The organism is Bradyrhizobium nitroreducens (assembly GCF_002776695.1).
Lineage (GTDB): Bacteria > Pseudomonadota > Alphaproteobacteria > Rhizobiales > Xanthobacteraceae > Bradyrhizobium > Bradyrhizobium nitroreducens.
Window position 1 is genome coordinate 1,108,388 of the sequence record NZ_LFJC01000003.1, and the last position, 24,984, is coordinate 1,133,371.

Below are 24,984 nucleotides of genomic sequence, written 5' to 3' on the forward strand. Positions count from 1 at the left end.
CCGAAACAGCAGCGCGAGACGGAACACAAGCCGTCTCGCGCCGTTTCCATCGATCTGACAGGAGCAGATCGATGACCAACATCTCAAAGGCGCTCGCAGTGTCGCTGTCGGGCGCCTTTCTTTTGACGGCCGCAGGCGCGTTCGCCCAGGGCAACACGACGCCGCCGACCACGGCCACGCGCCCCGCCACGCCCGACCAGAACTCGCTGCCGAACGCCAACGCCCCGCCCGCCTCGACCACGCAGACCACGGGCCAGCACAATCCCGATCCCAAGGTTCAGGAGATGAACCAGAAGGAAAAGGACAAGGTGGAGCGGACGGGGAAGTAGGAACAAGAATGCGGCGGACGTTGCCGTCCGCCGCATTCGCCACCCCCCTGCTGCTCCGCCTTCTTTCGATCCGCCCGCGGAGCTACTTCTTCAGTGCGAACACCCAGACCACGCCGCCTTGCGGCACATTGGCTTCGATGCCGATGTTGTTGGTCACCAGCGCATCCTGGATGCGCTGGGCGTCCACGCCCCATCCCGACTGGATCGCGATGTATTGGGTGCCGTCGATCTCATAGGAAACCGGCATGCCCATGATGCCGGAGTTGGTCTTCTGCTCCCAGAGCAGCTCACCGGTCTTGGCATTGAAGGCGCGGAAGTTGCGGTCATTGGTGCCGCCGACGAAGATGAGATCGCCCGCGGTTGCCGTCACCGAGCCGAACAGCTGCGACTTCGGGAAGTTGTGCTGCCACACCTTCTTGCCCGTCGCGGGATCCCAGGCCTGCAGTTCGCCGAAATGATCCGCGCCTGGCTTCGTCTTCAGGCCGATGTCCTCCGGCTTGGTGCCGAGCCAGAGCTCGCCCGGCTTGAGCGCGACCTTCTCGCCGGTGAAACCGCCGCAGAAGTTCTCGTTGGCGGGCACGTAGACGAGGCCGGTCTTCTGGCTGTAGGCCGCCGAAGGCCAGTCCTTGCCGCCCCACAGCGACGGACAGAACTCGACGCGCTTGCCGATCACCGGCTTGTGCGCGGGATCGACGATCGGCTTGCCGCTCTCGGGCTCGATGCCCTTCCAGACGTCGGTGGAGACGAACGGCCAGCCGGCGACGTAGTTGATCTTGGTCGGCGTGCGTTCGAGCACCCAGAAGATCGCATCGCGCCCCGGATGGACCAGGCTCTTGATGTTGCGGCCGTCGCGTTGCAGGTCGATCAGCATCGGCGCCTCGACCTCGTCCCAGTCCCAGGAATCGTTCTGGTGATACTGGTGATGGGTCTTGATCTTGCCGGTGTTTGGATCGAGCGCGAGCACCGAGGAGGTGTAGAGATTGTCGCCTGGATGGGTCTCGCCGGGCCACGGCGCGGCGTTGCCGACGCCCCAATAGATCGTCTTGGTGTCCTTGTCGTAATTGCCGGTCATCCAGGCCGAGCCGCCGCCGTTCTTCCAGTCGTCGCCCTGCCAGGTCTCATGGCCCGGCTCGCCTTCGCCGGGAATGGTGAAGGTCCGCCACAGCTCCTTGCCGTCCTTGGCGTCATAGGCGGCGACGTAGCCGCGCACGCCGAACTCGCCGCCGGAGCCGCCGACGATGACCTTGCCGTCGACGATCAGCGGCATCAGGGTCATGTACTGGCCCTTCTTGTAGTCCTGCACCTTGGTGTCCCACACCACCTTGCCGGTCTTGGCATCGAGCGCGACGACGTGGTCGTCGGTGGTGGCGAGATAGAGCTTGTCCTCCCAGAGGCCGACGCCGCGGCTGGTCGGGTGCAGCTGGAACAGATCGTCGGGAAGCTGCCGCTTGTAGCGCCAGTATTCGTCGCCGGTCTTCGCGTTCAGCGCGATCACCTGCCCCATCGGGGTCGCCACGAACATGACGCCGTTGTTGACGATCGGCGGCGCCTCGTGGCCTTCGACGACGCCGGTGGCGAAGGTCCAGACCGGCGTGAGATTCTTCACATTGGAGGTGTTGATCTGGTCGAGCGGGCTGTAGCCGTGGCCGTCATAGGTGCGCCGATAGAGCATCCAGTTGCTTGGCTCTGGATTCTCCAGCCGCTGCGCGGTGACCGGCGAATAACTCTCGATCGGGCCAGCCGTGGCGGCGGTCGAAGCCAGGCAGGCAAAAGCGACGAAGCCGGACAGGTACCATTGCTTCCTGGTCATGAAAGTTTTCATGGACGTTCCCCTTTTTCATCCGTTTGAATTCTTGTGTTGAATTCTTGTCGTTCGTCCCGCCGTCCGCCCATCGGCGGATGCGGCCTCTCGTGACGCGGGCATATCCCGCACCGTCCATCATCCAGGCTGCGCGCCACCTACCTTTCCGATGAAGTTGCCGGCGACACTGAGTGAGCCGTCAGCGAGCGCCAGCGGCAGCGCGGCGAGCCGTCGCGGCGCCGGCCCGAACACCACCTGTGCGCTCGCACGAGGATCGTATTCGGAGTTGTGACACATGCACTTGAACACCTCCTTGTCGCCGACATCGCTCTTCACCCAGGCGGTGACGGGACAGCCCGCATGAGCGCAAATCGCCGAATAGGCGATGATGCCGTCGACGGCGCGCTCGCGCGTCTTGTCGTCGAGCTCGGCGGGATCAAGCCGGATGATCAGGATCTCGTTGAGCCGGGAGGCGCTGCGCACCACCGATGTCTTGGGATCCTTCGGCCAGGCATGCACCGGCGGCCCGCCGGCGGGCAGGTCGGCCGCAGTGATGAGCTTCCCCTCCTTGTCGCCTTCGGAGAAGACGAGCACATCGCCTTTCTGGGGCCGCTCGTCGGACCCAGGCGGATCTTCGTCCGCGCGTGCGTGCGCGGAACAACCAAGGCAGGCGGTGGTGGCGATTGCGCCAAGCAGGATCGTTCGCCGCGTCTGCTCGGCGCGCGCGTCGGCTTCAGGTTCCGTGGTGCTCTCGGAAGATGAGGAATTGGTCGTGAACGATGCGCGGGACATGTCCACAAGCAGGCGCTGGAACTCTGCCGAAAACAAGGCGGAGAATTGGCGCCGCAGTGCATCAATATGGCTTTGCTCGCGTTGATTGAGCGACAATGAATGTATTCAAACGCGTTTTCACAAATTCAACATCACGCCGCGCGATCGGCATGATGATTTTGCAGATCAGACCGATGATGTCGGAATTGGTGCAGCGCGCTACCCATTGCGGTGCGCAAACGCCGCGCGATGCATCTGCATATTTTGCGGGCAGCGGGTCGTGTCGTCAGGACCTGAGCACGTGGCGCGGCGCGGCGATAGAACCGGCGACGGTCGCCGATGCCATTTCAAAACTGTCGGCGATGCGACGCGCCTTGTCGATGAACAGCGCAGCCGCCGGCGGTGGGCAGACCTCGCGCGCGGTCTGCTCGAACAGATCGAGCCAGCGATCGAAATGATTGCCCATCAGGCTCAGCGGCAGATGCGCCCGCATCGGCGAGCCGTGATAGCGGCCGCTCATCAGCACGACCGAGGACCAGAAATCCTTGAGCTTGGCGAGATGCTCGTCCCAGTTCTGCACGACGCGGAACACTGGCCCCAGCTCAGCATCCTCGCGCACGCGTCCGTAGAAGCGGGTGACGAGTTCCCCGATCATCTCCTCGCTGATCCCGGTTCGCTCGATCGCATCCTGGGTCAACAGGTTCCGCCGCGCGGCCGCCGCCTCGCGCTCGGCCTTCAGTCGATCCGACATATGCTCAGTGTCCGTTCCGTTGTTCCCGCGGGGCCGCCCGTTCGACATTGTCGGGCCAATTGCGCGTGTCGTCTTTGTCACAGCGCAAAGTGCGGGATCCGGCGGCGGGCGCGATCAGGCCCGCCGCCGGCCGCCCTGATCAGGCGCTATAGCTGTAGAAGCCCTGCCCGGTCTTGCGACCGAGATGGCCGGCATCGACCATCTCTTTCAGCAGCGGCGCCGGCCGGTATTTGGGATCGTTGAAGCCCTTGTAGAAGACCTCCATCACCGAAAGCATGGTGTCGAGCCCGACGAGATCGGCCAGAGCCAGCGGTCCGATCGGATGGTTGCAGCCGAGCTTCATGCCGGCGTCGATCTCCTCCGCCGTCGCGATTCCCTCCTGGAGCGCGAAGATCGCCTCGTTGATCATCGGGCACAGGATGCGGTTGACCGCGAAGCCCGGGCTGTTCTTGGCGGTGATCGCCACCTTGCCGACGCGCTTGGCAAAATCGAGCGCCTTGGCATGGGTGTCGTCGGAGGTCTGCAGGCCGCGGATCAACTCCAGCAGCGCCATCACCGGCACAGGATTGAAGAAGTGCATGCCGATGAAGCGATCCGGCCGATCGGTCGCGGCAGCAAGCTTGGTGATCGAGATCGACGAGGTGTTGGTCGCAACCAGCGTGCGCGGCGACAGCGTCGCGCAGAGGTCCTTCAGGATCTTGACCTTGAGCTCCTCGTTCTCGGTCGCGGCCTCGATGACGAGGTCGCAATCCGACAGCTTGGCCCGGTCGGTGGTGCCGGTGATGCGCTTGAGCGTCGCCTCGCGATCGGCCGCCGACATCTTCTCCTTCTTGACCAGGCGCTCGAGGCTGCCGCCGACGGTCGAGAGCCCGCGGTTCACGGCCGCATCGGAAATGTCGACCATCACGACCGAGAGCCCGGCCGCCGCGCAGATCTGCGCGATGCCGTTCCCCATGGTCCCTGCCCCGATGATGCCAACGGTCTGGATCATTGCCTCATATCCTTCTCATCCTTGCGGGCGTGCCGGCACGGCACGGCCCATTGTTCCTGCGTCAGGGTCTAGCACCGCCGGCGGGCGGCGGCGACCTGATCCGCCCTCTCCTTAAAGCATCCATGGCCGGAATAAAGCCGCCGCCGGGCCCGAAAAGGCCCGATTTGGCCGCCCGGCGGCGATTTGCCCCGAATCCCGCCTCGCCCCGCCCGGAAGCCTCGCGGCGGGTGGACGGCCGCTCCAACGCGCTTCGGCCGTCGTCGATTTACATCAATCGGATGACGCGGCGCCGCGACCGGCGTGATGAGGTTGAGGCGCAATGGCCCGCGCGAATGCCTCGCGGCGCGATTGTGAGATCGACCACATCGGCCTCAAGTCCCCCCCGTTAGCATTGCGCACATGAAGAAACATATTGCACTCCCCATCGTCCTCGCCGTCCTGCTCGTCGCAACCCAAGGCCTGGCAGCCGAGATCAAAGGAGCCGGCTCAACCTTCGTGGCGCCGGTGATGACGAAATGGACCAACGCATACAAGGCGAAGACCGGGAACGACGTCAGCTATCAAGCGGTCGGCTCGAGCACCGGCCTCAGCCTGATCAAGACCGACGCCGTCGATTTCGGGACCAGCGACATGCCGCTCGGCCCAAAGGAGCTCGACAGGCTCGGCCTGATGCAATTCCCGATCGTGATCGGGGGCGTCGTTCCCGTGGTCAATATCGACGGCGTCAAGCCCGGCCAGATCCGCTTCACCGGGCAGGTCCTCGCTGAGATCTACCTCGGCAAGCTCAAATCCTGGAACGATCCGGCGATCGCGGCGATCAATCCCGACATCAGCTTGCCGAAGGTCCCGATCACGGTGGTCCATCGCATCGACGGCTCCGGCACCACGTTCAACTGGTCGAACTATCTTTCGAAGGTCAGTCCGCAATGGCAGAGAAGCGTGGGCGAAGGCACGTCGGTCGAGTGGCCGCTCGGCCTCGGCGGCCGGGGCAATGACGGCGTCGCCTCGCTCGTCGGTCTCATTCCCGGCGCGATCGGCTATCTCGAATACACCCACGCGCTGCAACGCCTCGACAAGATTTCCTTCGGCATCGTGCAGAACAGCGCCGGCAATTACGTGGTGCCCGACGCCGCATCATTCCAGGCCGCAGCATCGAGCGTGAACTGGAAGGCGGAGCAGGATTTTCACCTGGTCCTCACCGACGCGCCCGGCGAAGACGCCTACCCGATCACGGCCACGACCTTCGTGCTGATGCCGAAGACAGCAAAACATCGGGAGCGCTCCGCGGCCGTCATCGACTTCGTCCGCTGGTCACTCGAGAACGGCAAGTCCGAGGCCCAGACGCTCAACTACGTTCCGCTCCCTCCCGACTTGATTGAGCAGATCGAGCGCTATTGGCGGGAGAGCATTGCGACGGCTTCGACGGTTTCGGCATCGGCCACTGGCAAGCGTTGATGCCGAACAGGCCGCGTCCTCCCGCCCGCGGCGTTGAATTCCAGCCGAATTGGGTTTGCAAACTGCTCCACGTGAGTATTCTGTGATCGGCCTGCTGCGAGGAAAGCCCCTCCTGCCGCAGGCCAAGCACAAGTGCCTGCGGAACGCTATCGCACCACCGCATTGCACTGCGCGCCTCGCAGGAAATCGTCCGTGAAACGCCTCCCCATTCCCGACACCAACGCCCCCGCGGCACTCCGTCTGGCGCCGACGCCCAGGCTCGGATGAACGATTTCACCCAATCCATTGGCGCTGCGTTCTCGCTCATCGGCGAGGCCGATGCCGAGCTGCTCGGCATCGTCGCATTGTCGGTTCGCGTCAGCCTGACCGCGAGCGTCATTGCCCTGATGATCGGCGCACCCATCGGGGCCTTGCTCGCGATCACCCGTTTCCGCGGGCGACAGGTGATCATCGTCCTGACCAATGCGCTGCTCGGGCTTCCACCTGTCGTGGTCGGGCTTGCACTCTATCTTCTGCTGTCGCGGTCGGGCCCGCTCGGGGTGGCCGGACTGTTGTTCACGCCGGCCGCCATGGTGATCGCCCAGACGTTGCTCGCCACCCCGATCGTGGTGGCGCTGGTGCACCGGCCCGCAAGCCTTTTGTGGGCGGAGTACGGCGATCTCGCTCGGATCGACGGCCTGTCGGCCTTCCGCAGCATGGCGCTCCTGTTCGCGCTCGGCCGAACCTCGCTGCTGACGGCGTTTCTCGCGGCATTCGGGCGCGCCATCGCCGAAGTCGGCGCCATCATCATCGTCGGCGGCAACATCCGCGGCTTCACGCGCACGATGACGACCGCGATCGCGCTGGAGACCAGCAAGGGCGACCTGCCACTGGCCCTCGGCCTCGGACTGATCCTGCTCGCCCTCAGCGTGGTGGTGTCGACCGTGGCCTTCGTGCTAGTGGGACGCGTTGGGGAAAAATAGCTGCTCGCCGCCGACCTTGTAGCCGGCGATCGCGTCCTGCCCCTTCGAGGAGACGAGCCAGTCGACGAAGGCCTGCCCGTCCTTCGTCCTCACGTTCGGGTGCTTCTCGGGATTGACCAGCATGACGCCGTACTGGTTGAACAGCCGCTTGTCGCCTTCGGTCAGGATGGCGAGTTCGCCTCGGTTCTTGAATGACAGCCAGGTGCCGCGGTCCGACAGCAGATACGCGTTTGACGACGAGGCCATATTCAGTGCCGGGCCCATGCCCTGACCGATCTCCCGGTACCAATCGTCCTTGCCGGCACTGAGATCGACGCCGGCCTCTTTCCAGAGTCTCAACTCGGCCGCGTGCGTGCCGGACTTGTCGCCGCGCGAAATGAACGGCGCCTTGGCAGCTGCGATCTTGCGCAGCGCATCCGTGACGTCCTTGCCACCGGCGATCCTGGCGGGATCGCTCTTGGGGCCGATGATGACGAAGTCGTTGTACATGACGTCGAAGCGCTTCACGCCCTGCCCTTCCGACATGAACTTGTCCTCGGCGACCCTGTCGTGGACGAACACCACGTCGGCATCGCCCCGCCGTCCGATGTCCAGCGCCTGACCGGTGCCGACGGCGACGACCTTCACGCTCACGCCCGCGGCCTTCTCGAACAGCGGCAGCAGATAGCCGAACAGGCCCGATTGTTCCGTCGACGTGGTGGAGGCCACCGTGATGGTGCGATCCTGCGCCGATGCGATGGTGGACCAGAGCAGAACCGCTCCGATCGCGACTATCCGTTTCATGTCTCGTCCTTGCAGAAGATGCCGGGTGTTCCAAGCTACCCCGCGCGAACGACGCTGGGAACCCTACATTCGGCACAACCCTCTCGGTCTGCAGCCTGGTTGGTCAGGAACGTCCTTTCCGCGCGGAGGTTGTTTTGACGACCAACCCAAGAGGAGAAACGAGATGAAGAAGATCATCTTGGCATCGGCATGCATCGTGGCGCTGGCGACCGGTGGCGCCTTCGCGCAGACACAACCCGCGCCAAGCGCGTCCGGTCAGGGCGACGTCGGCCCCTCATCGCGAGGCCCCGCGACCAAAGGCATGACCACCGGCCGTGCGTCGAACATGCAGAACGAGGCGAGCGACAGCAAGGGAGCGCAGCAACCATCGGCCGGCGGCACCAACATCAACAACATGGGCAGCCAGGCCGGAGGCGGCGCGGGCGCCGGTCCCGGCTCCGGCAAATAGTCGGACGATCGAAAATCACGGGCGGATCATCGTCCCCTTCCGCGGACCGAGAGGCGTCGGTCAACGGCCGGGACAATATCTCATCACGCGGCGAACGCCCTGCGGTTCCGGCTCTTTCATCCACTCGACCTTCCAGGCCAGCCAAAGCTTGTCGTCGTCGATGACATACGCAAAGGACGACGTCGAAAAGCCTCTGTCATTGCGAACCGTGACCTCGCCGCAGACGACCTCGACCACGCGGCCCTCGGGGTCGGACGCCGGGCTGGTCCAGGACACGTGGATCTCCGCATTGGGCGGAATGAGGTGAGCGGCGATCTTCGGTGTCAATTCGTCCGCAAGCGCCGGCGCGCTGATGAACGCGGCAAAGACCGCAGCCAGACAGATCTTGTGGATCACGTTTCCCTCTCCTTCGCTTTCGAAGGCGAGCGTGACTGTTTCGGCACGGCCGTACTGTGGTTGCGATCACATTGACCGGTCATACCGTAGAATCCACGACGATCACCGGCCTCGCGGCGACGGCTGACACGTCACCCGGTCACCACCGCACGCACCAGACGTCGCTGATGTTCTGCAATTGGTCTCACCTGCATTGACAGGGGTGCGACGGGCGGGGCAGTTTTTCACATTGCTGGCGAATCAGCGATTGCCTCACGCCGAGTACCTCTTGGACAACTCCTAGTGCTTTCGAGACTGATATCGTTGCTGCGCCGTATCCCGGCGGTGAAATGGGCATTCACCCGGCTTCGGCCCGTGCCGCATGACGGCAGCCTTGACGCCACGCCGGTCGCCGCAGACGTCTCGCCCGTCATCGCCGAAGATATTGTGGCTGAGAGCATTGCGGCCCAAGACGTGGCGGCTCCGGACGCCACGGCCCAAGACGCGACAGCCCAAGACACGACAGCCCAAGACAGCGCGGCAAAACGCACTGAGGTCGAAGACCTTGCGGAAGCCGGCTCGACCGACACCCGCGAAATCAGCGCGATTTCAGTGCACGACGATGCCGAGATCGCGGCCTCCACTCCCTCCGCCCAGGATGATCCCGCGATCTCCGTCATCGCGGAGAGCCCGCCGGCGGCGCCAACCGATGCCAGCGACGAGTCTTCCCGAGAAGCACCGTCCAGCACCGAGCCGGTTGCGGCCGCCGAGGAGGAGGCTCCGGTCGCGGCCGCCGAGATCGAGACCGTGGCGGAAGATGCTCCCGCCCCGGTCATCAGCACCGATACCGATTCTGTTGTGGGGATCTCGGCAAAGGTCGCGTCGCTCGACGCGGAGCCCGTCGATGTCGTCAGCGAAGCGATCGACGCCGCCGACCTCGTCATCAGCAGCGATCCATTCCCGGCCGAAGCCGAGCCCGTCGTCACGGCGGAGGCATCACCCTCGCCCGTCGAGATCGAGAGTGCGCCGCTTGACGTCCCTGCCCTCGTGGTCGCCGATAGTCATTCCACCGACGTCACGGTGGACGTTGAGCCGACCGCGGACGAGCCGTGCATCGCGTCTGCCGATGGCGAAGTTCTGGCGGAGGCCGCCCTTGAGGATCATCTCGACAGCGATTCCTCACCGGGCGAAGCGGTGGCCGTCGAGCCGGCTGCTGCGGATGTTGCTCCTCCCGTCGCCGCGGTGGTCGTAGAACACGGTTCCATCGATGCAGCCGGCGTCGTCACCGACATCGCGCCGGCTCCGGCCCTCGTGTCGCCGTCCCCGGAGGTCCGCGGCGCATCGAAGGTTCGTGCAAGACCGGTTGAGCCTGCCGATCGTACCGCGTTGATCCGGCAGCGCTGGGCGGAAAGCGGGATCAGGATGTGGAATCCGCGCCTTCACGGCACCGGTGAAGCCACGCTGAACATCCAGGGCAGCGTCGGGCTGCTGCCGCCCGCGCCCGGCGAGACGATGCCGCGCTACGACAAGCTGGAATTCAAGCTGCTCGGCGGACAGATCGTCTGTGAGGGCGTCATCGTCGAGGCCCCCGCGCAGGCGAGCCATCGCAGTTTCACGCGGCTCGCCGAGCCTGGGAAACCCGAGCGCGCCCGCGAGCCGGCGCGCGAACGCCAGGCCGCTCTCGCCTGATCCTTTCTCCTGCGACCACCGTCCGCGATGTGCTAGGCTATTATCCCGACATGGGAGATCGCCTATGCGCGCAAGCCCGTTGCTTCTGGTCGTGATCGCCGCCCTCTGCATCTCACAGCCGGCCATCGCTGCGGGCAAACGGCCGCGTGATGCAGTCGCCGCCGTTCCCGCGACCGATGCAGCCACGCCCTACAAGGCCGATCGGCTCTCGTCCTCGCGCGGAGAGTCGATCCTCAATACGCCCGGCCAGACCACCGTGCTGACGCGGCAGGTCCTGGACGACATGAAGGCGACCAGTCTGCGGGATGCCATGCGCTCGACCGCCGGGGTGACGATCGGGCGCTAGGCTCGCGCGCCGCCGACACCAAACGCGCCGGTACTCCCACGCGGCGCATGATTTCTTTTGCGAACGCAACGTTGTTGCCTTGAACGCCGGCCACGACGTAACTTGAACACCGCTCGGGCCACGATGCCCTTGCCCGATGAAAACGACAAGAACACTGTGGGAGGCAAACTATGAGATGACTGACGGCCGCGCTGTGCGCACTGACCCTGCTCTCGACTGGCACGCAGGCGCAAACCATCAAGGATTTTCTGGCGGCTGCGATGCAGAAATGGACGGCGCCGTTCGAGCCGTTCCAGCTCATCGGCAACATCTACTATGTCGGAACCGAAGGCATTGCCGTCTACGTCATCAAGACATCGCAGGGCCTGATCCTGATGGACACGGCGATGCCCCAGTCGACCGGCATGATCAAGGACAACATCGCCAAGCTCGGCTTCAAGGTCGCCGACATCAAGATCGTCCTCAACTCGCATGCGCATCTCGATCACACCGGCGGTTTCGCCGAGATCAAGAAGGAGACCGGTGCGCAGCTCGTGGCCGGCGAGCGAGACAAGCCGCTGCTCGAAGGCGGCTACTATCCCGGTGACGAGAAGAACGAGGATCTCACTTTCCCGCCGGTGAAGGTCGACCGTGTCGTGAAGGAAGGCGACAAGGTCACGCTCGGCGACACCACGCTCATCGCGCATGCAACGCCCGGCCACTCGCCGGGCTGCACGAGCTGGGAGATGACCGTCAAGGACGGCGACCAGAGCCGCGAGGTGCTGTTCTTCTGCAGCGGCACGGTGGCGCTGAACAGACTGGTCGGCCAGCCGACCTATCCCGGCATCATCGACGACTACCGGTCGACCTATGCCAAGGTGAAAGCGATGAAGATCGACGTGCTGCTCGGGCCACACCCGGAGGTCTATGGCATGCAGGCCAAGCGGGCGCAGATGAGGGACGGCGCGCCGAACCCGTTCGTCAAACCGGGCGAGCTTGCCAGCTATGCGACCGGCCTGTCGGAGGAATTCGACAAGCAACTCGCCAAGCAGACCGCAGCGCTGGAAAAGAAGTAGCCGCCGTCGGATACGGCCTGGCACCTCTTCCCGACAGGGGAGAGGTGCGACATGACGTTGCGCCGGCGCAGATGGTTAGCAAAGCGTAGCGGCGGCTCTGCGGCATCTCGCAACTGATACTGCTCGCGTCCGCAGCCTCATATCGTTAACACGGCCTCACCAATGCACGCGGCCGGACCCTGATGCGGCAGCGCGCAACCCGCACTCGTCTTTGCTCACGGAACTCGTCTAACGAGCCCTTTACCCCCGCTGTGCAAGATCCCTCCCGTTTTGAAGGGATCCGGGGCGCGTATTGCAATGCCTGTTGTCAATTTCAAGTCTCATATCGCCGCCGCAATGCGGCTGTTTCGCGTTCCGGCCGACAATCCGGATCTGATGCGCGCGCAGTTCGACGCCTTCTCCAAGCAGGTCCCGCTGCTCTACTTCATCCTGATGAGCAACACGATCGCCGTCGCCTACACCTATGTGAACGTGGCGCCGGACTGGCTGACGATGATCGTGCCGAGCGTGCTGACCGTGCTCGCAGGCCTGCGAACCTATTGGTGGCTGCGCCAGCGTCACCTCGTGCGCAGCGACGCCGACATCCTGCGCAATCTGCGCACCACCAACTGGCTGACCCTGCCGATCGGTGCCGGCTTCACCGCCTGGTCCTTCGCGCTCTACCCCTATGGCGATCCCTTCGCCAAGAGCCAGGTCGCCTTCTACATGGCGGTCACCGTGATCGGCTGCATCTTTTCGCTGATGCATCTGCGCTCCGCGGCGCTGATCGTGACGCTGATCGTCGACGTGCCCTACGTGCTGTTCTTCTTCGCCACGGGCGAGCCGACGCTGAAGGCGATCGCCGTCAACAACCTGCTGGTGTCCGGCGCGATGGTGACGGTGCTGTTCATCTATTACCGCGACTTCGCCGACCTCGTCGCCAGCCGCAAGTCGCTGCTCGCGCAGCAGGCGGCGACGCAGGCGCTCTCGGACGAGAACTTCCGCCTCGCCAATCTCGATTCCCTCACCGAGCTGCCGAACCGCCGCCGCTTCTTCGCCGAATTGTCGAGCGCCTTTGCCGACGCCGAGCGCAGGCACGTTCGCGTTGCCGTCGGCATCATAGACCTCGACGGCTTCAAGCCGATCAACGACAATTACGGCCACTCGGTCGGCGACCGCGTCCTGATCGAGGCGGGCAAGCGCATCCGCGAGGTCTGCGAGGGTTTTGGTCCGCAGCGCGTGGAGTTCGCCCGGCTCGGCGGTGACGAGTTCGGCCTCGTCGTCTGCGGCGACCCCGAGGACACGGACCTGATGCGGCTCGGCGAACGCATCGGCAGCCAGGTCAAGCTGCCCTACCAGCTCGACACCGCCCATACCGGACTGTCCTGCTCGACCGGCTTCGCCTTGTTCCCGGACTCCGCAACGACGTCGGAAGCGCTCTATGAATGCGCCGACTACGCGCTCTACCACGCCAAGCGCCATCAGCGCGGCCGCACCGTGATCTTCTCGAGTGAGCTCGAGGCCGAAATCCGCAGCCGCGGCGTCATCGAGAACCTGCTGCGCACCTCCGATTTTGGCGCCGAGATGGAGCTGGTGTTTCAGCCGATCGTCGATGCCGTGAGCGAGCACACCGCGGGTTTCGAGACCCTGGCACGCTGGAATAGCCCTCGTCTCGGCTGGGTCTCTCCCGCCGACTTCATTCCCGCCGCAGAGCGCATCGGCCTGATCCGCCCCCTGACGCAGGCGCTGCTGGCGCGCGCGCTCGCGACGGCCAGAACCTGGCCCGACCATATCCGCCTGTCGTTCAACCTCTCCGCCCACGACGTCTGCGCTGCCGAAGGCATATTGCCGCTGATCTCGATCATCGAGAAAAGCGGCCTGTCGCCCCGCCGCATCGACTTCGAGATCACCGAGACGGCCGTCACCTTCGATTTTGCGCGCGCGCAGCAGTCGATCGCCACGCTGAAGGCGATGGGCTGCGGCATTTCGCTCGACGATTTCGGCACCGGCTATTCGTCGCTGAGCCACGTGCATCGGCTGCCGCTCGACAAGATCAAGGTCGATCGCAGCTTCGTCGCCGAGATCAACGAGAACCCGGTCAGCCACAAGATCATCAAATCGCTCGCGGGCCTCTGCGACGACATGGAGATCGCCTGCGTCGTCGAAGGCGTCGAGACCAGCGCCCAGCTCGACAGCCTGCGCCGGCTCGGCTGCGAATTCATCCAGGGCTACCATTTCGCAAAGCCCATGCCGGCCGATGCGATCGCCGACTATCTGGCGAACGAACGCCTGCGCCTTGACGATCCCGAGGCCAAGGTGGTGGCTTGACCTCAGACCGCGCAGTAGCGCTCCTGGATGTCCTTGTCCGCCAGCAGCGCCGCAGCGCTGCTCTGGTGCACGACTTCGCCCTGATCGATGATCACCGCGCGGTCGGCCAGCCGCAACGCCCATTCGACGTTCTGCTCCACCAGCAGCAGCGTCCTGCCCTCGTCGCGCAGGCGGCGGAATAGCATACCCATCTCCTCGACGAGCACGGGCATGATGCCTTCCGAGGGCTCGTCGAGCAGGATCATCCTGGGCTTGGCGATCAGCGCGCGGGCGATCGCCAGCATCTGCTGCTCGCCGCCCGAGAGCGTGACGCCTTCCTGGTCGAGGCGCTCCTTCAGGCGCGGGAAGGTTTCGGCGATCTCGTCGATCGCCGCCTGTTCCTCGATGCCGCTGCCAGCCGCGACGAGGCCGAGCCGGAGATTCTCGCGCACCGACAGGCCGGGAACGATGCGCCGCTCTTCGGGCACGTAGGCAAGACCAAGGTGGTAGCGCTGATGGGCGCGCAGCGGCAGCAGCTCCGTGCCCGCAAAGCGCACCCGCCCCTCGGCCTTCGGCATCAGGCCCATCATCGCCCGCAAGGTCGTGGTCTTGCCGGCGCCATTGCGGCCGACCAGGGCGACCACCTCGCCCTCGTTCACGTGCAGCGAGATGCCGTGCAGGATGTGGCTCGCGCCATACCAGGCGTGGAGATTCTCGATTTCGAGCAATGCAGTCTCAGCCATAGCCTTCACTCTGTCCGAGATAGACCCGGCGGACTTCCGGATTGCTCCTGATCTCGTCGGGCGCGCCGTCCGCCAGGAGTCGGCCGTGATGCAGCACCACGACGCGCTTGGACAGGCCCAGCACCATCTTCATCTTGTGCTCCACCAGGAGCACGGTGCGCTTGTCGGCGAGCCGCTCCAGCAGCGCGACCATGTCCTTGGTCTCTTCCGGCCCCATGCCGGCGGTCGGCTCGTCGAGCAGCAGCAGTTCCGGTTCGGAGACCAGTGCGATCGCGATCTCCAGCGCGCGCTGCTGGCCATGGGAGAGGAATTTTGCCAGTTCGCTGCGCCTGGCGAGCAGCCCGACCGCCTCGAGCGCCGCGTCGGCCCGCGCATGCAGCTCGGTCAGCCGCGTGCGGTTACGCCAGATGTCGTAGCTCACGGTCAGCGCCTGCGCCGCGACGCGGACGTTCTCGTGCACCGACAGGTCCGGAAAGATGTTGGTGATCTGGTAGGAGCGCGAGATGCCCTGATGCACGAAGCGGTGCTGCGGCAGGCCGTTCAGCTCGCGTCCCCTGAAGTGCAGCTTGCCCGAGGTCGGGGTCAGCGCGCCCGAGAGGATGTTGAAAAACGTGCTCTTGCCGGCGCCGTTCGGCCCGATGATCGAGGTGAGCTGTCCCGCCGCGAACGACACGGTGATGCCTTCGAGCGCGACGAAGCCGCCGAACCGTTTGCCGATCCCTTCGGCGCGAAGCAGTTCGCCGCTCATGGCCGCGCCTTTCCGACGCCGATGACATCCATCAGCGTGCCCCAGATGCCCTTGGGCAGGAACAGCACGAACAGCACGAAGATCGCGCCGACGACAATCTGCCAATGCGGCGTCCAGAGCGAGATGACGTCCTCCAGGATCAGGAAGCTCGCCGCGCCGACGAAGGGCCCGAAGAAGCTGCGGGCGCCGCCGAGCAGCACCATCATCACGATCATGCCCGAGGTCTGGTAATGCAGGATGTCCAACGGCACGATCGACAGATGCAGCGCCAGCATGCAGCCGCCGAGCGAGGAGATGGCGCCCGACAGCATGAACACGACCAGCTTGCTCCGCTCGACGTCATAGCCGCAGGCCCGCGCACGCTGCTCGTTCTCGCGGATCGCCTCGATGACGGCTCCGAACGGCGAGTTCAGGATGCGCGACTGGAACCACATCGCGAGCGCAGCGAGGGCCATCAGCACGTAATATTTGTTGACGGGATCGAGGAAATTGACCTGGAGGCCGAACAGGCTGATGCGATCGACGGTGAAGCCGCGCAGGCCGTTCTCGCCGCCAGTGAAGGACGCCGCCTGCAGCGCGACATAATAGACCAGCTGGGCCAAAGCGAGCGTCACCATGGAGAAATAGATGCCGCGGGTCCGCGTCGAGACGATGCCGATCGCGGCGGCGAGGCAGGTGCTGAGGGACACTGCGATCGGCACCGCCGCGAACCACGGCACGCCATAGCGGCCGATCGCAATGCCGGTGAAATAGGCCCCTGCGCCGAAGAACGCCGCCTGGCCGAACGACAGCAGCCCGGTGTAGCCGAACAAGAGATTGTAGCCCATCACCACGACGCCGTAGATCAGGACATTGACCGCGAGCGCCTTGGACGGCAGCAGCCACGGCAGCAGGGCCAGCACGACGATCGAGAGCAGCACGCGGTGGTCGAGAATCCGGCCGATCCCGCTTGGCGCAGGCTTGGCGATGACCTCGCCGCTCGATGGTGACGTCACGCCGTCCTCCCTCTCACGCCGAACAGGCCTTGCGGGCGGATCAGAAGCACCACCGCCATCAGTGCGAACATGACGATGGTCGCCATTTCAGGGGCGAAGAGCGCCACCATGCTGATGGAGATGCCGACCATGAGGCCGGCCACAACCGCCCCGACGATCGAGCCGAGGCCGCCGATCACGGTCACCACGAAGGCTTCCGCGAGCACGAGCGAGCCCATCTCCGGATTGACGCTGCGCATGGGCCCCGCGAGCACGCCCCCGAGCGCGGCAAGCCCGACGCCGAGTCCGAAGATCGCAAGCCAGACCCGTCCGATGTCGACACCGAGCACCTGCATGATGGTGGGATCACGCGCACCCGCGCGCACGATCAGGCCGATGCGGGTCTTCTCCAGGGTCAGCCAGAGCACCAGCAACACAACCGCCACCAGCGCGATGACGAACAGGCGATAGCGCGGGAAGAAGCCGATACCAAGATCGAGCACGCCGATCAGCTGCGGCGGGGTCGGAAACGGAATGCCGTCGCTGCCGAACACGATGCGCACGCCCTCGACCAGGATGTAGCTGAGGCCGAAGGTGAGCAGCAACGGATCGTCGATCGAGCGTCCATAGAGCCTGCGGATCAGGACGAACTCGATCAGCATGCCGAAGGCACCGATCAAAACGGGCGCAAGCAGCAGTCCCCACCAGAAGCTTCCAGTGAGGGACGCCAGATACAGCCCCGCATAGGCCCCGATCATGAACAGCGCGCCGTGGGCGAAATTCACCACCCCGAGCATGCCGAACACGATCGTCAGTCCAAGCCCAGTGATCACCAGGACCGCCCCAAGGGCGATCCCGGAGAGAAGCTGCATGATGATCAGCGACAGGTCCATCTCAGCAAAGCTTCAGGTGGCGTGGCCGAGCTCGCTGCAGCTGCGCAGCATGTCGTCCGAGCCGGTGTCGTTGGCGAGAATGGCGAACAGATCGTTGTCGTTCGCCATGGCCGCCTTCTTCTTGGACTCCAGTACCAGCACCGACTGCACCGACTGATGGTCGCATTTGCGGTAGTGCTGCGGGCCCTTGGTCAGATCATATTGCAGCTTCTCCAGCGCATCGATCACCTTGTCGGTGTCGGTGCCGCCGGCGGTCTGCATCGCGGCCAGCAGGGAGCCGACGCCGGAATAGCCGTAGGCACCGTAATCGGTCGGGATCGCGCCGCCATTGGCGGCCTTGAACGCCGCGTTGAACGCGCCTGCCGACTTGCTCTGCGCCTCCAGGCCCCAATAATAATTGGCGCCGCCGACCACGCCCTCGAACACGTCGGGACCGACCGCCAGCCGCTGATTGTGCAGAATGACCGGCACGACGATCTTCATCTGCTGCTTGACGCCGAAATCCACCGCCTGCTTGATCGCATTGGCCTGGTCGCGGCCGAAATTGGAGATGCACAGCACATCCGGCCGCATCGACATCAGGCGCGGCATGAAGGTGGAGTAATCCGCCGCGCCAAACGGATGCAGGATCTCGCCGACATTGTCCGCGCCGATCGCAGCCTGCGCGCGCTTGAAGCCGCGCAGCATCTCATGGCCATAGGCATAGTCGGCGACGAGATGGGCGACCTTCATGCCCTTCTTCAGGGCCTGCCGCGCCACCGCCGCCGTCGTCATGTGCGGGTTCAGGGCTTCGTGGAAGGTATATTTGCTGAAGTCCTTGGCTTCGTTGATGGTGTCGGACTGGCTGATGGATACGTAGATCACGCCGCGGGCGCGGGTGACCTCGTTGACCGCGAGCTGCACGGCGCTGGAGAGCGCGCCGACCACTGCATGAACCTTGTCCTTCTCGATCAGCTCGAGCGTACGGGTCGCGGCCTCGCCGGCATTGAGCTTGTCGTCGCGCACGAGCAGCTCGACCTTGCGGCCGCCGATGCCGCCCTTGTCGTTGACGAGCTTGACGGCGAGCTCGGCGCATTTGACCTGATCGCGTGCCTCCGCGGCGAACGGGCCGGTGAGCGGCGTCGGGAAGCCGATCCGGATCGTCTCGTCTGCGGCGCGGCCCAGGCGAGGCATGGCGAGCAGCGCCGCGCCGGCCGAGAGGCCGGCGAGCGCGGTGCGGCGGGTTATCTTCGACGTTGAGCCGGATGTGGACATGATTTCCTCCAATTGTCTTTTTCTAGAAACGCTTCAGGGCTTTCAGGACTTTGGCGGGCGTGATCGGGATCGAATTGATCGTCGCACCGAACGGCGCGAGCGCATCGTTGACGGCATTGAGCACGCAGGCCGAGGCCGCCGCGGTGCCCGCTTCGCCAACGCCCTTGGCACCGAGCACGGTGTCGGCGGTCGGCGTCTCGACATGGGCGATGACGATGTCGGGCATCTCCACCGACATCGGCACCAGATAGTCGGCGAGCGAGCCGTTCACGAGCTGGCCGGTCTCGCTGTAGCGGCACTCCTCGAACAGCGCTGCGCCCAGCCCTTGCACGATGCCGCCGCGGAGCTGTTCGTCGACCAGCATCGGATTGATGACGCGGCCGCAATCCTCGACGATGAAATGCTTCAGGAGCTTGATGAGCCCGGTCTCGACATCGACCTCCAGCGCGCAGCCCTGGATGCCGTTGGTGAAGGCAAAGGGATAGCCCTGCGGCGCGAAATGATGGCTCACGGTCAGCTGCGCCTGTGTGCCGGGCGGCAAGGTGTCAGAGCGGAAATAGGCGATGCGCGCGATCTCGGCGATCGGCAAACGGGGCTTGCGCGTCGCAGCGTCCACGACCTCGCCGTCGACGATGTCGAGCGCCGCTGGCTGCTCCTGCAGAATGAGTGCGGCGATCTCCAGGATGTTGCGCTTGAGCGCGCGCGTGGCCTGCAGCGCGGTCTCGCCACCGATGCCGGCACCGCGGCAGGCCCAGGTCGCACCGCCATGCGGTGTCACCTCGGTATCTCCAGTGACGACCTTGACGTGCTCCTGCGCGATACCGAGCTGATCGGCCACGATCTGGCTGATGATCGCTTCGGTGCCCTGTCCCTGCTCGGTCACCGAGATCATGCAGCGGACCTCGCCCGACGGAGTCAGGCTCAGTATCGCACCGTCCTGCGAGGAGATGCGCGCGCCCCCGACGCCGTAGAAAGCCGGACTGGGATTGGTGATCTCGACGAAGGTCGCAATGCCGATACCGCGATGGATGCCGCGCTTGCGCAGATCCGCCTGCTCGGCGCGCAGCGTGGGATAATCCATCATCTCGTGCAGGCGCTTCAGGCAGGCCTGGTGCGATAGCGCCTCGAAACGGTAGCCGGTCGGCGAGGTCTGCGGATAGGCGTCATCGGCGATCACGTTCTGCGCACGGATCGCGAAGGGATCGAGACCCAGCTTCGCTGCGGCCATGTCGACCAGACGCTCGGTGACGGCGCAGGCGATGGGATGCCCGACGGCGCGGTACTGGCTGGTCTGGACCTTGTTCTGGAAGATCACCTCGAGCGTGGCGCGATAGTTCTTGAAGCGATAGGGCGCGCCGATCAGGCGGATCACCTGGTTGCCCTCGACCACGCTGGTGCGCGGATAGGTCGAGAAGGCGCCGATCGCAGTCAGGTCCTCAACATCCATCGCCAGAATCCCGCCCTTGGCGTCGAGCGCCATGCGGGCACGGACGCGGTGGTCGCGGGCGTGGATGTCCGAGACGAAGGACTCCATGCGGTCGGCAACGTATTTCACGGGGCGACCGAGCAGGATCGAGAGGCCGACCACCGCCATGTCTTCGTGATAGACATGCAGCTTCATCCCGAAGGAGCCGCCGATATCGGTGGTGATGACGCGGACACGCGCTTCCGGGATGTTGTAGTGCCGCGAATAGAGATCCTGGAACTGATAAGGCGTCTGCGTACCATGATGCACGGTAAGCATGCCGGCAGAAGGATCGTAATCGGCGACGATCGCACGCGGCTCCAGCGTCACCGCGGTGTGGCGGCCGAAGCAAAACTCCTCCTCCACCACATGGGCCGCATGCGCAAAGGCCTCGTCGACGGCGCCGCTGTCAAGCTGGCTGCGGAAGCAGGTGTTATTGGCGCTGTCGGGATTGACCAGCGCCGCGCCGGCCTGTCGCGCGCTATCGATATCGACGACCGCCGGAAGATCAGCGTAATCGACCTCGATCAGCTCCAGTGCATCCTCGGCGATCGCCCGGCTCTCGGCGACGACTGCCACCACCGCCTGCCCGGCCCAGACCACGCGATCCAGCGGCAACGGCCATTGCGGCGCGGAGGTCATGCCCTTGAAATGGTCGAGCGTCCCTGTCCACGGTGTGCAGATTTTTGCAAGATCCGCTCCCGTGGCGACGAGATGCACGCCTTCGACCGCGCGTACCCGCTCGGAGTTGATCGCAACGATCTTCGCATGCGCATGCGGGCTGCGCAGGAACGCGGCGTAGAGCATGCGCGGCAGCTTGAGGTCGCTGACATAGCGCCCGCGACCGGCCAGCAGCCGCTTGGCGTTCGGGCGCGGCACGGAGCGGCCGATATAGGAATTCGGGCGATCGAGCGAGGTCAGCGGCGCGCTCATGCCGCACCTCCGCCTTTGCTGCGCGCTTTCGCCACCGCGTCGATGGCATCGACGATGGTCTCATAGCCGGTGCAGCGGCAGTAATTGCCCGACAGCGCATCGCGGATCTCCTCGCGGTTCGGCTGCGTCACCCGCGACAGCAGCTCCTGCGCGTTGACCAGCATACCCGGCGTGCAGAAGCCGCACTGCAGCGCGTTGCGGCGATGGAATTCGGCCTGGAGGTCCGCGATCACACCGCTCTCCGACAGCCCTTCGATGGTGTCGATGGTCGCGCCGTCGGCCTGCACCGCAAAGACCAGGCAGGAATGCACGGCGCGGCCGTCGATCTGCACCAGGCAGGCACCGCAGGCGCCCATCTCGCAGCCGGCATGCGTACCCGTCAGCTCGAGCTTGTCGCGCAGGCAATCGACCAGCGTGTCACGCGGCGCGACCTCGCAGGTCACCTTGCGGCCGTTGACAATGAGGCGAACGCGCACCGTCTCGTCGGCCTCGTCCAGCAGGGTTTGGTCAAATCCGCTCATGCGCCTTCTCCGAGACGTCCGAGCAGACGGCCAAGCAGCACGCGGGCAAGATGCAGCCGCATCGCCGGCGGCACCTCGTCACTGTCAAGCGGAGCGAGATCGCCTTCGAGCGCTCCTTGTGCTGCGGCAATGCGTTCGGGATCGAGACTCGATCCGATCAAGGTCGCTTCGGCCCCCTTCACCCGCGTCGGCGTATTGCCGACCGAGAAGAACGAGATGCGGATGTCGTCGATGCGCTCGCCGGTGAAGGTTGCAACCATCCCGCAGCCGACCAGCGCATAATCCCCACGCCGCCGCGCCAGCTCGTCGAACGCGAAGCGCTGATCGGCCTTGAACAGCGGAACGTGGATTGCGGTGATCAGCTCGCCGGGCTGCAACGCCGTCTCGAACAGATCGATGAAGAAATCGTCGGCCTTGATCCGTCGACGGCCTGAAGGGGCGGCGATCTCGATTTCGGCATCCAGCGCCAGCGTCATCGCCGGGAATTCGGAGGCGGGATCGGCGAGCGCGACGCTGCCGCCAAAGGTGCCGCGGTTGCGGATCGCGGGATGGGCGACGAACGGCGCCGCCGCATGCAGCAGCGGGGCGAATTCGGCAATCAGCGGCTCGCTCAGCATTTCGCAATGGCGCGTCAGCGCGCCGATGCGCAAATGGCTGCCCTCGCGCCTGACGCCGCGCAGCTCGTCGATGTGGGTGATGTCGATGAGGAGCCGCGGCGCCTGCAGCCGCAGCGACAACGCCGGCACCAGGCTCTGGCCGCCGGCAATGAAGCGCGCGTCGTCGCCGGCGCGCGCGTGAGCGTCCAGCGCCTGGTCGATCGTCGCCGCACGAAAATAGCTGAAAGCCCTCGCCTTCACTGCCGTTTCCTCAGAGATCCATCGGCTCATCAGCCGGGAGGCCAGATTTGTAACCATCTGGTCTCAAAATCCTGACACGGCGTCGGGAGGTGGTCAACAGGAAATGACCATTTGGTCACAAATGCGCCTTGGGCTATGAAGGCTTTGAGACGTGCGATTCAGCGACGAAATGGCCCGAAAGACGCAGAGAACGGCAAAGCGACCGGTCCGGAAGCGGACCGAGACAGGCAGCAGGTCCGCGCCAAAGCGTCGCAACATGCGCGCGGCTGACCGCGAGCGCGCGATCGTGGAGGAAGCCATCCGCTTCTTCGCCGAGCGCGGCTTCGAGGGCCAGACCCGCGAGCTCGCCAAGCGCATGGGCATCACCCATTCGGCGATCTACCGCCACTTTCCGAGCAAGGAGGCGTTGATCGAGCGGGTCTACCAGGAGGTCTATCTCAGCCGCTGGTCGCCCGATTGGGGGGCGATGATCCGCGACCGCTCGCTGTCACTCGAAGCGCGGCTCACGCGCTTCTATCTCGACTATGTCGAACGCGTGTTCGAGTACAATTGGGTGCGGATCTTCGTCTTCTCGGGCATGAAGTCGTTCGGCATCACCAGCCGCTATCTCGACATCGTCCGCCGCGAGATCATCGAGCCGGCGGCGGCCGAGCTGCGCTTTGAGCTGAAGCTGCCCGACGCGAAGGCTCATTCCTTGAGCGAGCGCGAGACCGAGCTGTTCTGGGGCCTGCACGGCCGTATCTTCTATCTCGCCATCCGCAAGTTCATCTATGAGACGCCGATCCCGTCCGATCTCGACGCGATCGTCCGCGACGCCGTCCAGACCTTCATGGACGGTGCCAAGACGACGATGCCGAAGCTGTTGGCGAGCGGCTAGCTACTTTGCAAGGCTCGGCAGGTCGAGCCCCTTGTCGTGGGCGCAGTCGATCGCGATGTCGTAGCCCGCATCCGCATGGCGCATGACGCCGCTGGCCGGATCGTTCCAGAGCACGCGCTCGATGCGCTTCGCCGCCTCCGGCGTGCCGTCGGCCACGATCACCATGCCGGCGTGCTGCGAATAGCCGATGCCGACGCCGCCGCCATGATGCAGCGACACCCAGGTCGCGCCGCTGGCGCAGTTCAGCAGCGCGTTCAGCAAGGGCCAATCGGACACCGCATCCGATCCGTCCTTCATCGCCTCGGTCTCGCGGTTGGGGCTTGCCACTGAGCCGCTGTCGAGATGATCGCGCCCGATCACGATCGGCGCCTTCAGCTCGCCGCGCGCCACCATCTCGTTGAAGGCGAGCCCGAGGCGATGGCGGTCGCCGAGGCCGACCCAGCAGATCCGCGCCGGCAGGCCCTGGAACTTGATCCGCTCCTTGGCCATATCGAGCCAGTTGTGCAGATGCTTGTCGTCGGGCATCAGCTCCTTGACCTTGGCGTCGGTCTTGAAGATGTCCTCGGGATCGCCCGACAGCGCGGCCCAGCGGAACGGCCCGACGCCGCGGCAGAACAAGGGACGGATATAGGCGGGCACGAAGCCGGGGAAATCGAAGGCGTTCTTCAGGCCCATGTCCTGCGCCATCTGGCGGATGTTGTTGCCGTAGTCGAGCGTCGGGATGCCCTGGCCATGGAAATCGAGCATGGCCTTGACGTGCTCGACCATCGAGGTCTTCGAGGCGCGCTCCACCGCCTTCGGATCTGACGCGCGCTTCGCTTCCCATTCGGCGAGGGTCCAGCCCTTCGGCAAGTAGCCGTTGATCGGATCATGCGCGCTGGTCTGGTCGGTGACGATGTCCGGCTTGACGCCGCGCCGTACCAGCTCCGGGAAGATGTCCGCGGCATTGCCGAGCAGGCCGACCGAGACCGCCTTCTTCGTCTTCGCGGCGTCCGCCATGATCGCCAGCGCTTCGTCGAGCGTTGCGGCCTGGCGGTCGAGATAACCGGTGCGCAGGCGCATCTCAATCCGGCTCGGCTGGCACTCGACCGCGAGCATCGAGGCGCCGGCCATGGTCGCCGCGAGCGGCTGCGCGCCGCCCATGCCGCCAAGGCCGGCAGTGAGGATCCACCTGCCGGCAAGGCTGCCGCCATAATGGCGCCGGCCGACCTCGACGAAGGTCTCGTAAGTGCCCTGCACGATGCCCTGGCTACCGATATAGATCCAGGATCCGGCCGTCATCTGGCCGTACATCATCAGGCCCTTGCGATCGAGCTCGTTGAAGTGGTCGAGCGTCGCCCAATGCGGCACGATGTTGGAGTTCGCGATCAGCACGCGCGGCGCATCGGCGTGGGTGCGGAAGACGCCGACCGGCTTGCCGGATTGGACCAGCAGCGTCTCGTCGCCTTCGAGCTTGCGCAGGGCCGCGACGATCCGGTCAAAACTCTCCCAGTCGCGCGCGGCACGGCCGATGCCGCCATAGACCACGAGCTCGCTCGGACGTTCCGCAACATCAGGGTCGAGATTGTTCATCAGCATGCGCAGCGGCGCTTCCGTCAGCCAGCTCTTGGCGCTGATCTCGCTGCCGCGGGGGGCGCGAATGGTGCGGTCGTTATCCAGTCGGCGGTTCATGGGAGC

General features: G+C 65.0%; 23 protein-coding genes, 1 tRNA gene and 1 pseudogene. 9 read left to right on the forward strand and 16 right to left on the reverse strand.

Translation table 11 applies throughout. The features are described from left to right. The first annotated feature begins 71 nt into the window (after positions 1–71). Positions 72–329, forward strand: a complete 258-nt coding sequence (locus TSA1_RS05625; RefSeq protein WP_100175473.1) for a hypothetical protein — start codon at positions 72–74, stop codon at positions 327–329. A gap of 82 nt (positions 330–411) precedes the next feature. Here the strand turns inward: TSA1_RS05625 and TSA1_RS05630 are convergent, their stop codons facing one another. From TSA1_RS05630 to TSA1_RS05645, 4 genes are all read right to left on the reverse strand, one after another. Continuing rightward, a complete protein-coding gene (locus TSA1_RS05630; protein WP_100180990.1) occupies positions 412–2,139 on the reverse strand; it encodes a methanol/ethanol family PQQ-dependent dehydrogenase in 1,728 nt (575 codons plus the stop codon). Positions 2,140–2,268: 129 nt separating this feature from the next. Continuing rightward, complete coding sequence (locus tag TSA1_RS05635; protein WP_100180991.1) at positions 2,269–2,922, reverse strand: QcrA and Rieske domain-containing protein; 654 nt, start codon at positions 2,920–2,922, stop codon at positions 2,269–2,271. Positions 2,923–3,187: 265 nt separating this feature from the next. Next, positions 3,188–3,652, reverse strand: a complete 465-nt coding sequence (locus tag TSA1_RS05640) for a group III truncated hemoglobin (RefSeq protein WP_100175474.1) — start codon at positions 3,650–3,652, stop codon at positions 3,188–3,190. A 139-nt stretch (positions 3,653–3,791) separates the two neighbouring features. Continuing rightward, on the reverse strand, positions 3,792–4,643 hold the full coding sequence (locus TSA1_RS05645; protein WP_100175475.1) for a 3-hydroxybutyryl-CoA dehydrogenase: 852 nt from the start codon (positions 4,641–4,643) through the stop codon (positions 3,792–3,794). Positions 4,644–5,042: 399 nt separating this feature from the next. On the opposite strand from TSA1_RS05645, the gene pstS reads away from it, so the two are divergent. Both pstS and TSA1_RS05655 read left to right on the forward strand, forming a co-directional pair. Then, positions 5,043–6,098: a phosphate ABC transporter substrate-binding protein PstS gene (gene pstS, locus TSA1_RS05650; protein WP_100175476.1), complete on the forward strand. Its 1,056-nt coding sequence runs from the start codon at positions 5,043–5,045 to the stop codon at positions 6,096–6,098. Positions 6,099–6,361: 263 nt separating this feature from the next. Further along, on the forward strand, positions 6,362–7,060 hold the full coding sequence (locus TSA1_RS05655) for an ABC transporter permease (protein ID WP_100175477.1): 699 nt from the start codon (positions 6,362–6,364) through the stop codon (positions 7,058–7,060). Here TSA1_RS05655 and TSA1_RS05660 read toward each other — a convergent pair. Continuing rightward, positions 7,034–7,843, reverse strand: coding sequence for an ABC transporter substrate-binding protein (locus TSA1_RS05660; protein ID WP_100175478.1), 810 nt, complete (start codon positions 7,841–7,843; stop codon positions 7,034–7,036). The genes TSA1_RS05655 and TSA1_RS05660 overlap by 27 nt on opposite strands. Before the next feature lie 163 nt (positions 7,844–8,006). Between TSA1_RS05660 and TSA1_RS05665 the strand changes: the two genes are divergently transcribed. Further along, positions 8,007–8,291: a hypothetical protein gene (locus tag TSA1_RS05665; RefSeq protein WP_100175479.1), complete on the forward strand. Its 285-nt coding sequence runs from the start codon at positions 8,007–8,009 to the stop codon at positions 8,289–8,291. Positions 8,292–8,351: 60 nt separating this feature from the next. Here the strand turns inward: TSA1_RS05665 and TSA1_RS05670 are convergent, their stop codons facing one another. Continuing rightward, a complete protein-coding gene (locus TSA1_RS05670) occupies positions 8,352–8,687 on the reverse strand; it encodes a hypothetical protein (protein WP_100175480.1) in 336 nt (111 codons plus the stop codon). A 303-nt stretch (positions 8,688–8,990) separates the two neighbouring features. On the opposite strand from TSA1_RS05670, the gene TSA1_RS05675 reads away from it, so the two are divergent. The 4 genes from TSA1_RS05675 to TSA1_RS05690 all read left to right on the forward strand — a co-directional run bounded on the left by TSA1_RS05675 (position 8,991) and on the right by TSA1_RS05690 (position 14,063). Then, complete coding sequence (locus TSA1_RS05675) at positions 8,991–10,355, forward strand: hypothetical protein (protein WP_100175481.1); 1,365 nt, start codon at positions 8,991–8,993, stop codon at positions 10,353–10,355. A gap of 64 nt (positions 10,356–10,419) precedes the next feature. Next, positions 10,420–10,701, forward strand: coding sequence for a TonB-dependent receptor plug domain-containing protein (locus TSA1_RS05680; protein ID WP_100175482.1), 282 nt, complete (start codon positions 10,420–10,422; stop codon positions 10,699–10,701). Positions 10,702–10,880: 179 nt separating this feature from the next. Beyond that, the gene (gene blaBJP, locus TSA1_RS05685) at positions 10,881–11,756 is read left to right on the forward strand and encodes a BJP family subclass B3 metallo-beta-lactamase (RefSeq protein WP_245448518.1); all 876 of its coding nucleotides are present in this window, start codon (positions 10,881–10,883) and stop codon (positions 11,754–11,756) included. A 297-nt stretch (positions 11,757–12,053) separates the two neighbouring features. Next, positions 12,054–14,063 carry a putative bifunctional diguanylate cyclase/phosphodiesterase gene (locus TSA1_RS05690; protein ID WP_174718777.1) on the forward strand — a complete coding sequence of 670 codons (2,010 nt, stop codon included), beginning with the start codon at positions 12,054–12,056 and terminating at the stop codon, positions 14,061–14,063. 2 nt (positions 14,064–14,065) lie between these two features. Here TSA1_RS05690 and TSA1_RS05695 read toward each other — a convergent pair whose 3' ends face one another. The 9 genes and pseudogenes from TSA1_RS05695 to TSA1_RS05730 all read right to left on the reverse strand — a co-directional run bounded on the left by TSA1_RS05695 (position 14,066) and on the right by TSA1_RS05730 (position 22,430). Then, the gene (locus tag TSA1_RS05695; RefSeq protein ID WP_100175484.1) at positions 14,066–14,785 is read right to left on the reverse strand and encodes an ABC transporter ATP-binding protein; all 720 of its coding nucleotides are present in this window, start codon (positions 14,783–14,785) and stop codon (positions 14,066–14,068) included. Continuing rightward, positions 14,778–15,533: an ABC transporter ATP-binding protein gene (locus TSA1_RS05700; protein WP_100175485.1), complete on the reverse strand. Its 756-nt coding sequence runs from the start codon at positions 15,531–15,533 to the stop codon at positions 14,778–14,780. Before TSA1_RS05700 ends, TSA1_RS05695 begins: the two co-directional genes overlap by 8 nt. Continuing rightward, the gene (locus TSA1_RS05705) at positions 15,530–16,528 is read right to left on the reverse strand and encodes a branched-chain amino acid ABC transporter permease (protein WP_100175486.1); all 999 of its coding nucleotides are present in this window, start codon (positions 16,526–16,528) and stop codon (positions 15,530–15,532) included. Before TSA1_RS05705 ends, TSA1_RS05700 begins: the two co-directional genes overlap by 4 nt. Beyond that, positions 16,525–17,400, reverse strand: coding sequence for a branched-chain amino acid ABC transporter permease (locus TSA1_RS05710; RefSeq protein ID WP_100175487.1), 876 nt, complete (start codon positions 17,398–17,400; stop codon positions 16,525–16,527). The genes TSA1_RS05705 and TSA1_RS05710 overlap by 4 nt, the downstream gene beginning before the upstream one ends. A gap of 12 nt (positions 17,401–17,412) precedes the next feature. Beyond that, positions 17,413–18,654: an ABC transporter substrate-binding protein gene (locus tag TSA1_RS05715; RefSeq protein WP_100175488.1), complete on the reverse strand. Its 1,242-nt coding sequence runs from the start codon at positions 18,652–18,654 to the stop codon at positions 17,413–17,415. Between the two features lie 51 nt (positions 18,655–18,705). After that, positions 18,706–18,818: transfer RNA gene (locus TSA1_RS39200), tRNA-OTHER, on the reverse strand. Positions 18,819–18,934: 116 nt separating this feature from the next. Next, positions 18,935–21,052, reverse strand: a pseudogene (locus TSA1_RS41105) (xanthine dehydrogenase family protein molybdopterin-binding subunit); the annotation flags it as partial. Continuing rightward, complete coding sequence (locus tag TSA1_RS05725; RefSeq protein ID WP_100175490.1) at positions 21,049–21,573, reverse strand: (2Fe-2S)-binding protein; 525 nt, start codon at positions 21,571–21,573, stop codon at positions 21,049–21,051. The gene TSA1_RS05725 and the pseudogene TSA1_RS41105, both read right to left, overlap by 4 nt. After that, positions 21,570–22,430 carry an FAD binding domain-containing protein gene (locus TSA1_RS05730; RefSeq protein WP_100175491.1) on the reverse strand — a complete coding sequence of 287 codons (861 nt, stop codon included), beginning with the start codon at positions 22,428–22,430 and terminating at the stop codon, positions 21,570–21,572. Before TSA1_RS05730 ends, TSA1_RS05725 begins: the two co-directional genes overlap by 4 nt. A gap of 256 nt (positions 22,431–22,686) precedes the next feature. On the opposite strand from TSA1_RS05730, the gene TSA1_RS05735 reads away from it, so the two are divergent. Continuing rightward, complete coding sequence (locus tag TSA1_RS05735) at positions 22,687–23,307, forward strand: TetR/AcrR family transcriptional regulator (RefSeq protein ID WP_174718778.1); 621 nt, start codon at positions 22,687–22,689, stop codon at positions 23,305–23,307. On the opposite strand, the gene hutU is transcribed toward TSA1_RS05735, so the two are convergent. Next, positions 23,308–24,978 (reverse strand): urocanate hydratase, encoded by a 1,671-nt coding sequence (gene hutU / locus TSA1_RS05740; protein WP_100175493.1) that lies wholly within the window; start codon positions 24,976–24,978, stop codon positions 23,308–23,310. Positions 24,979–24,984: the final 6 nt, after the last annotated feature.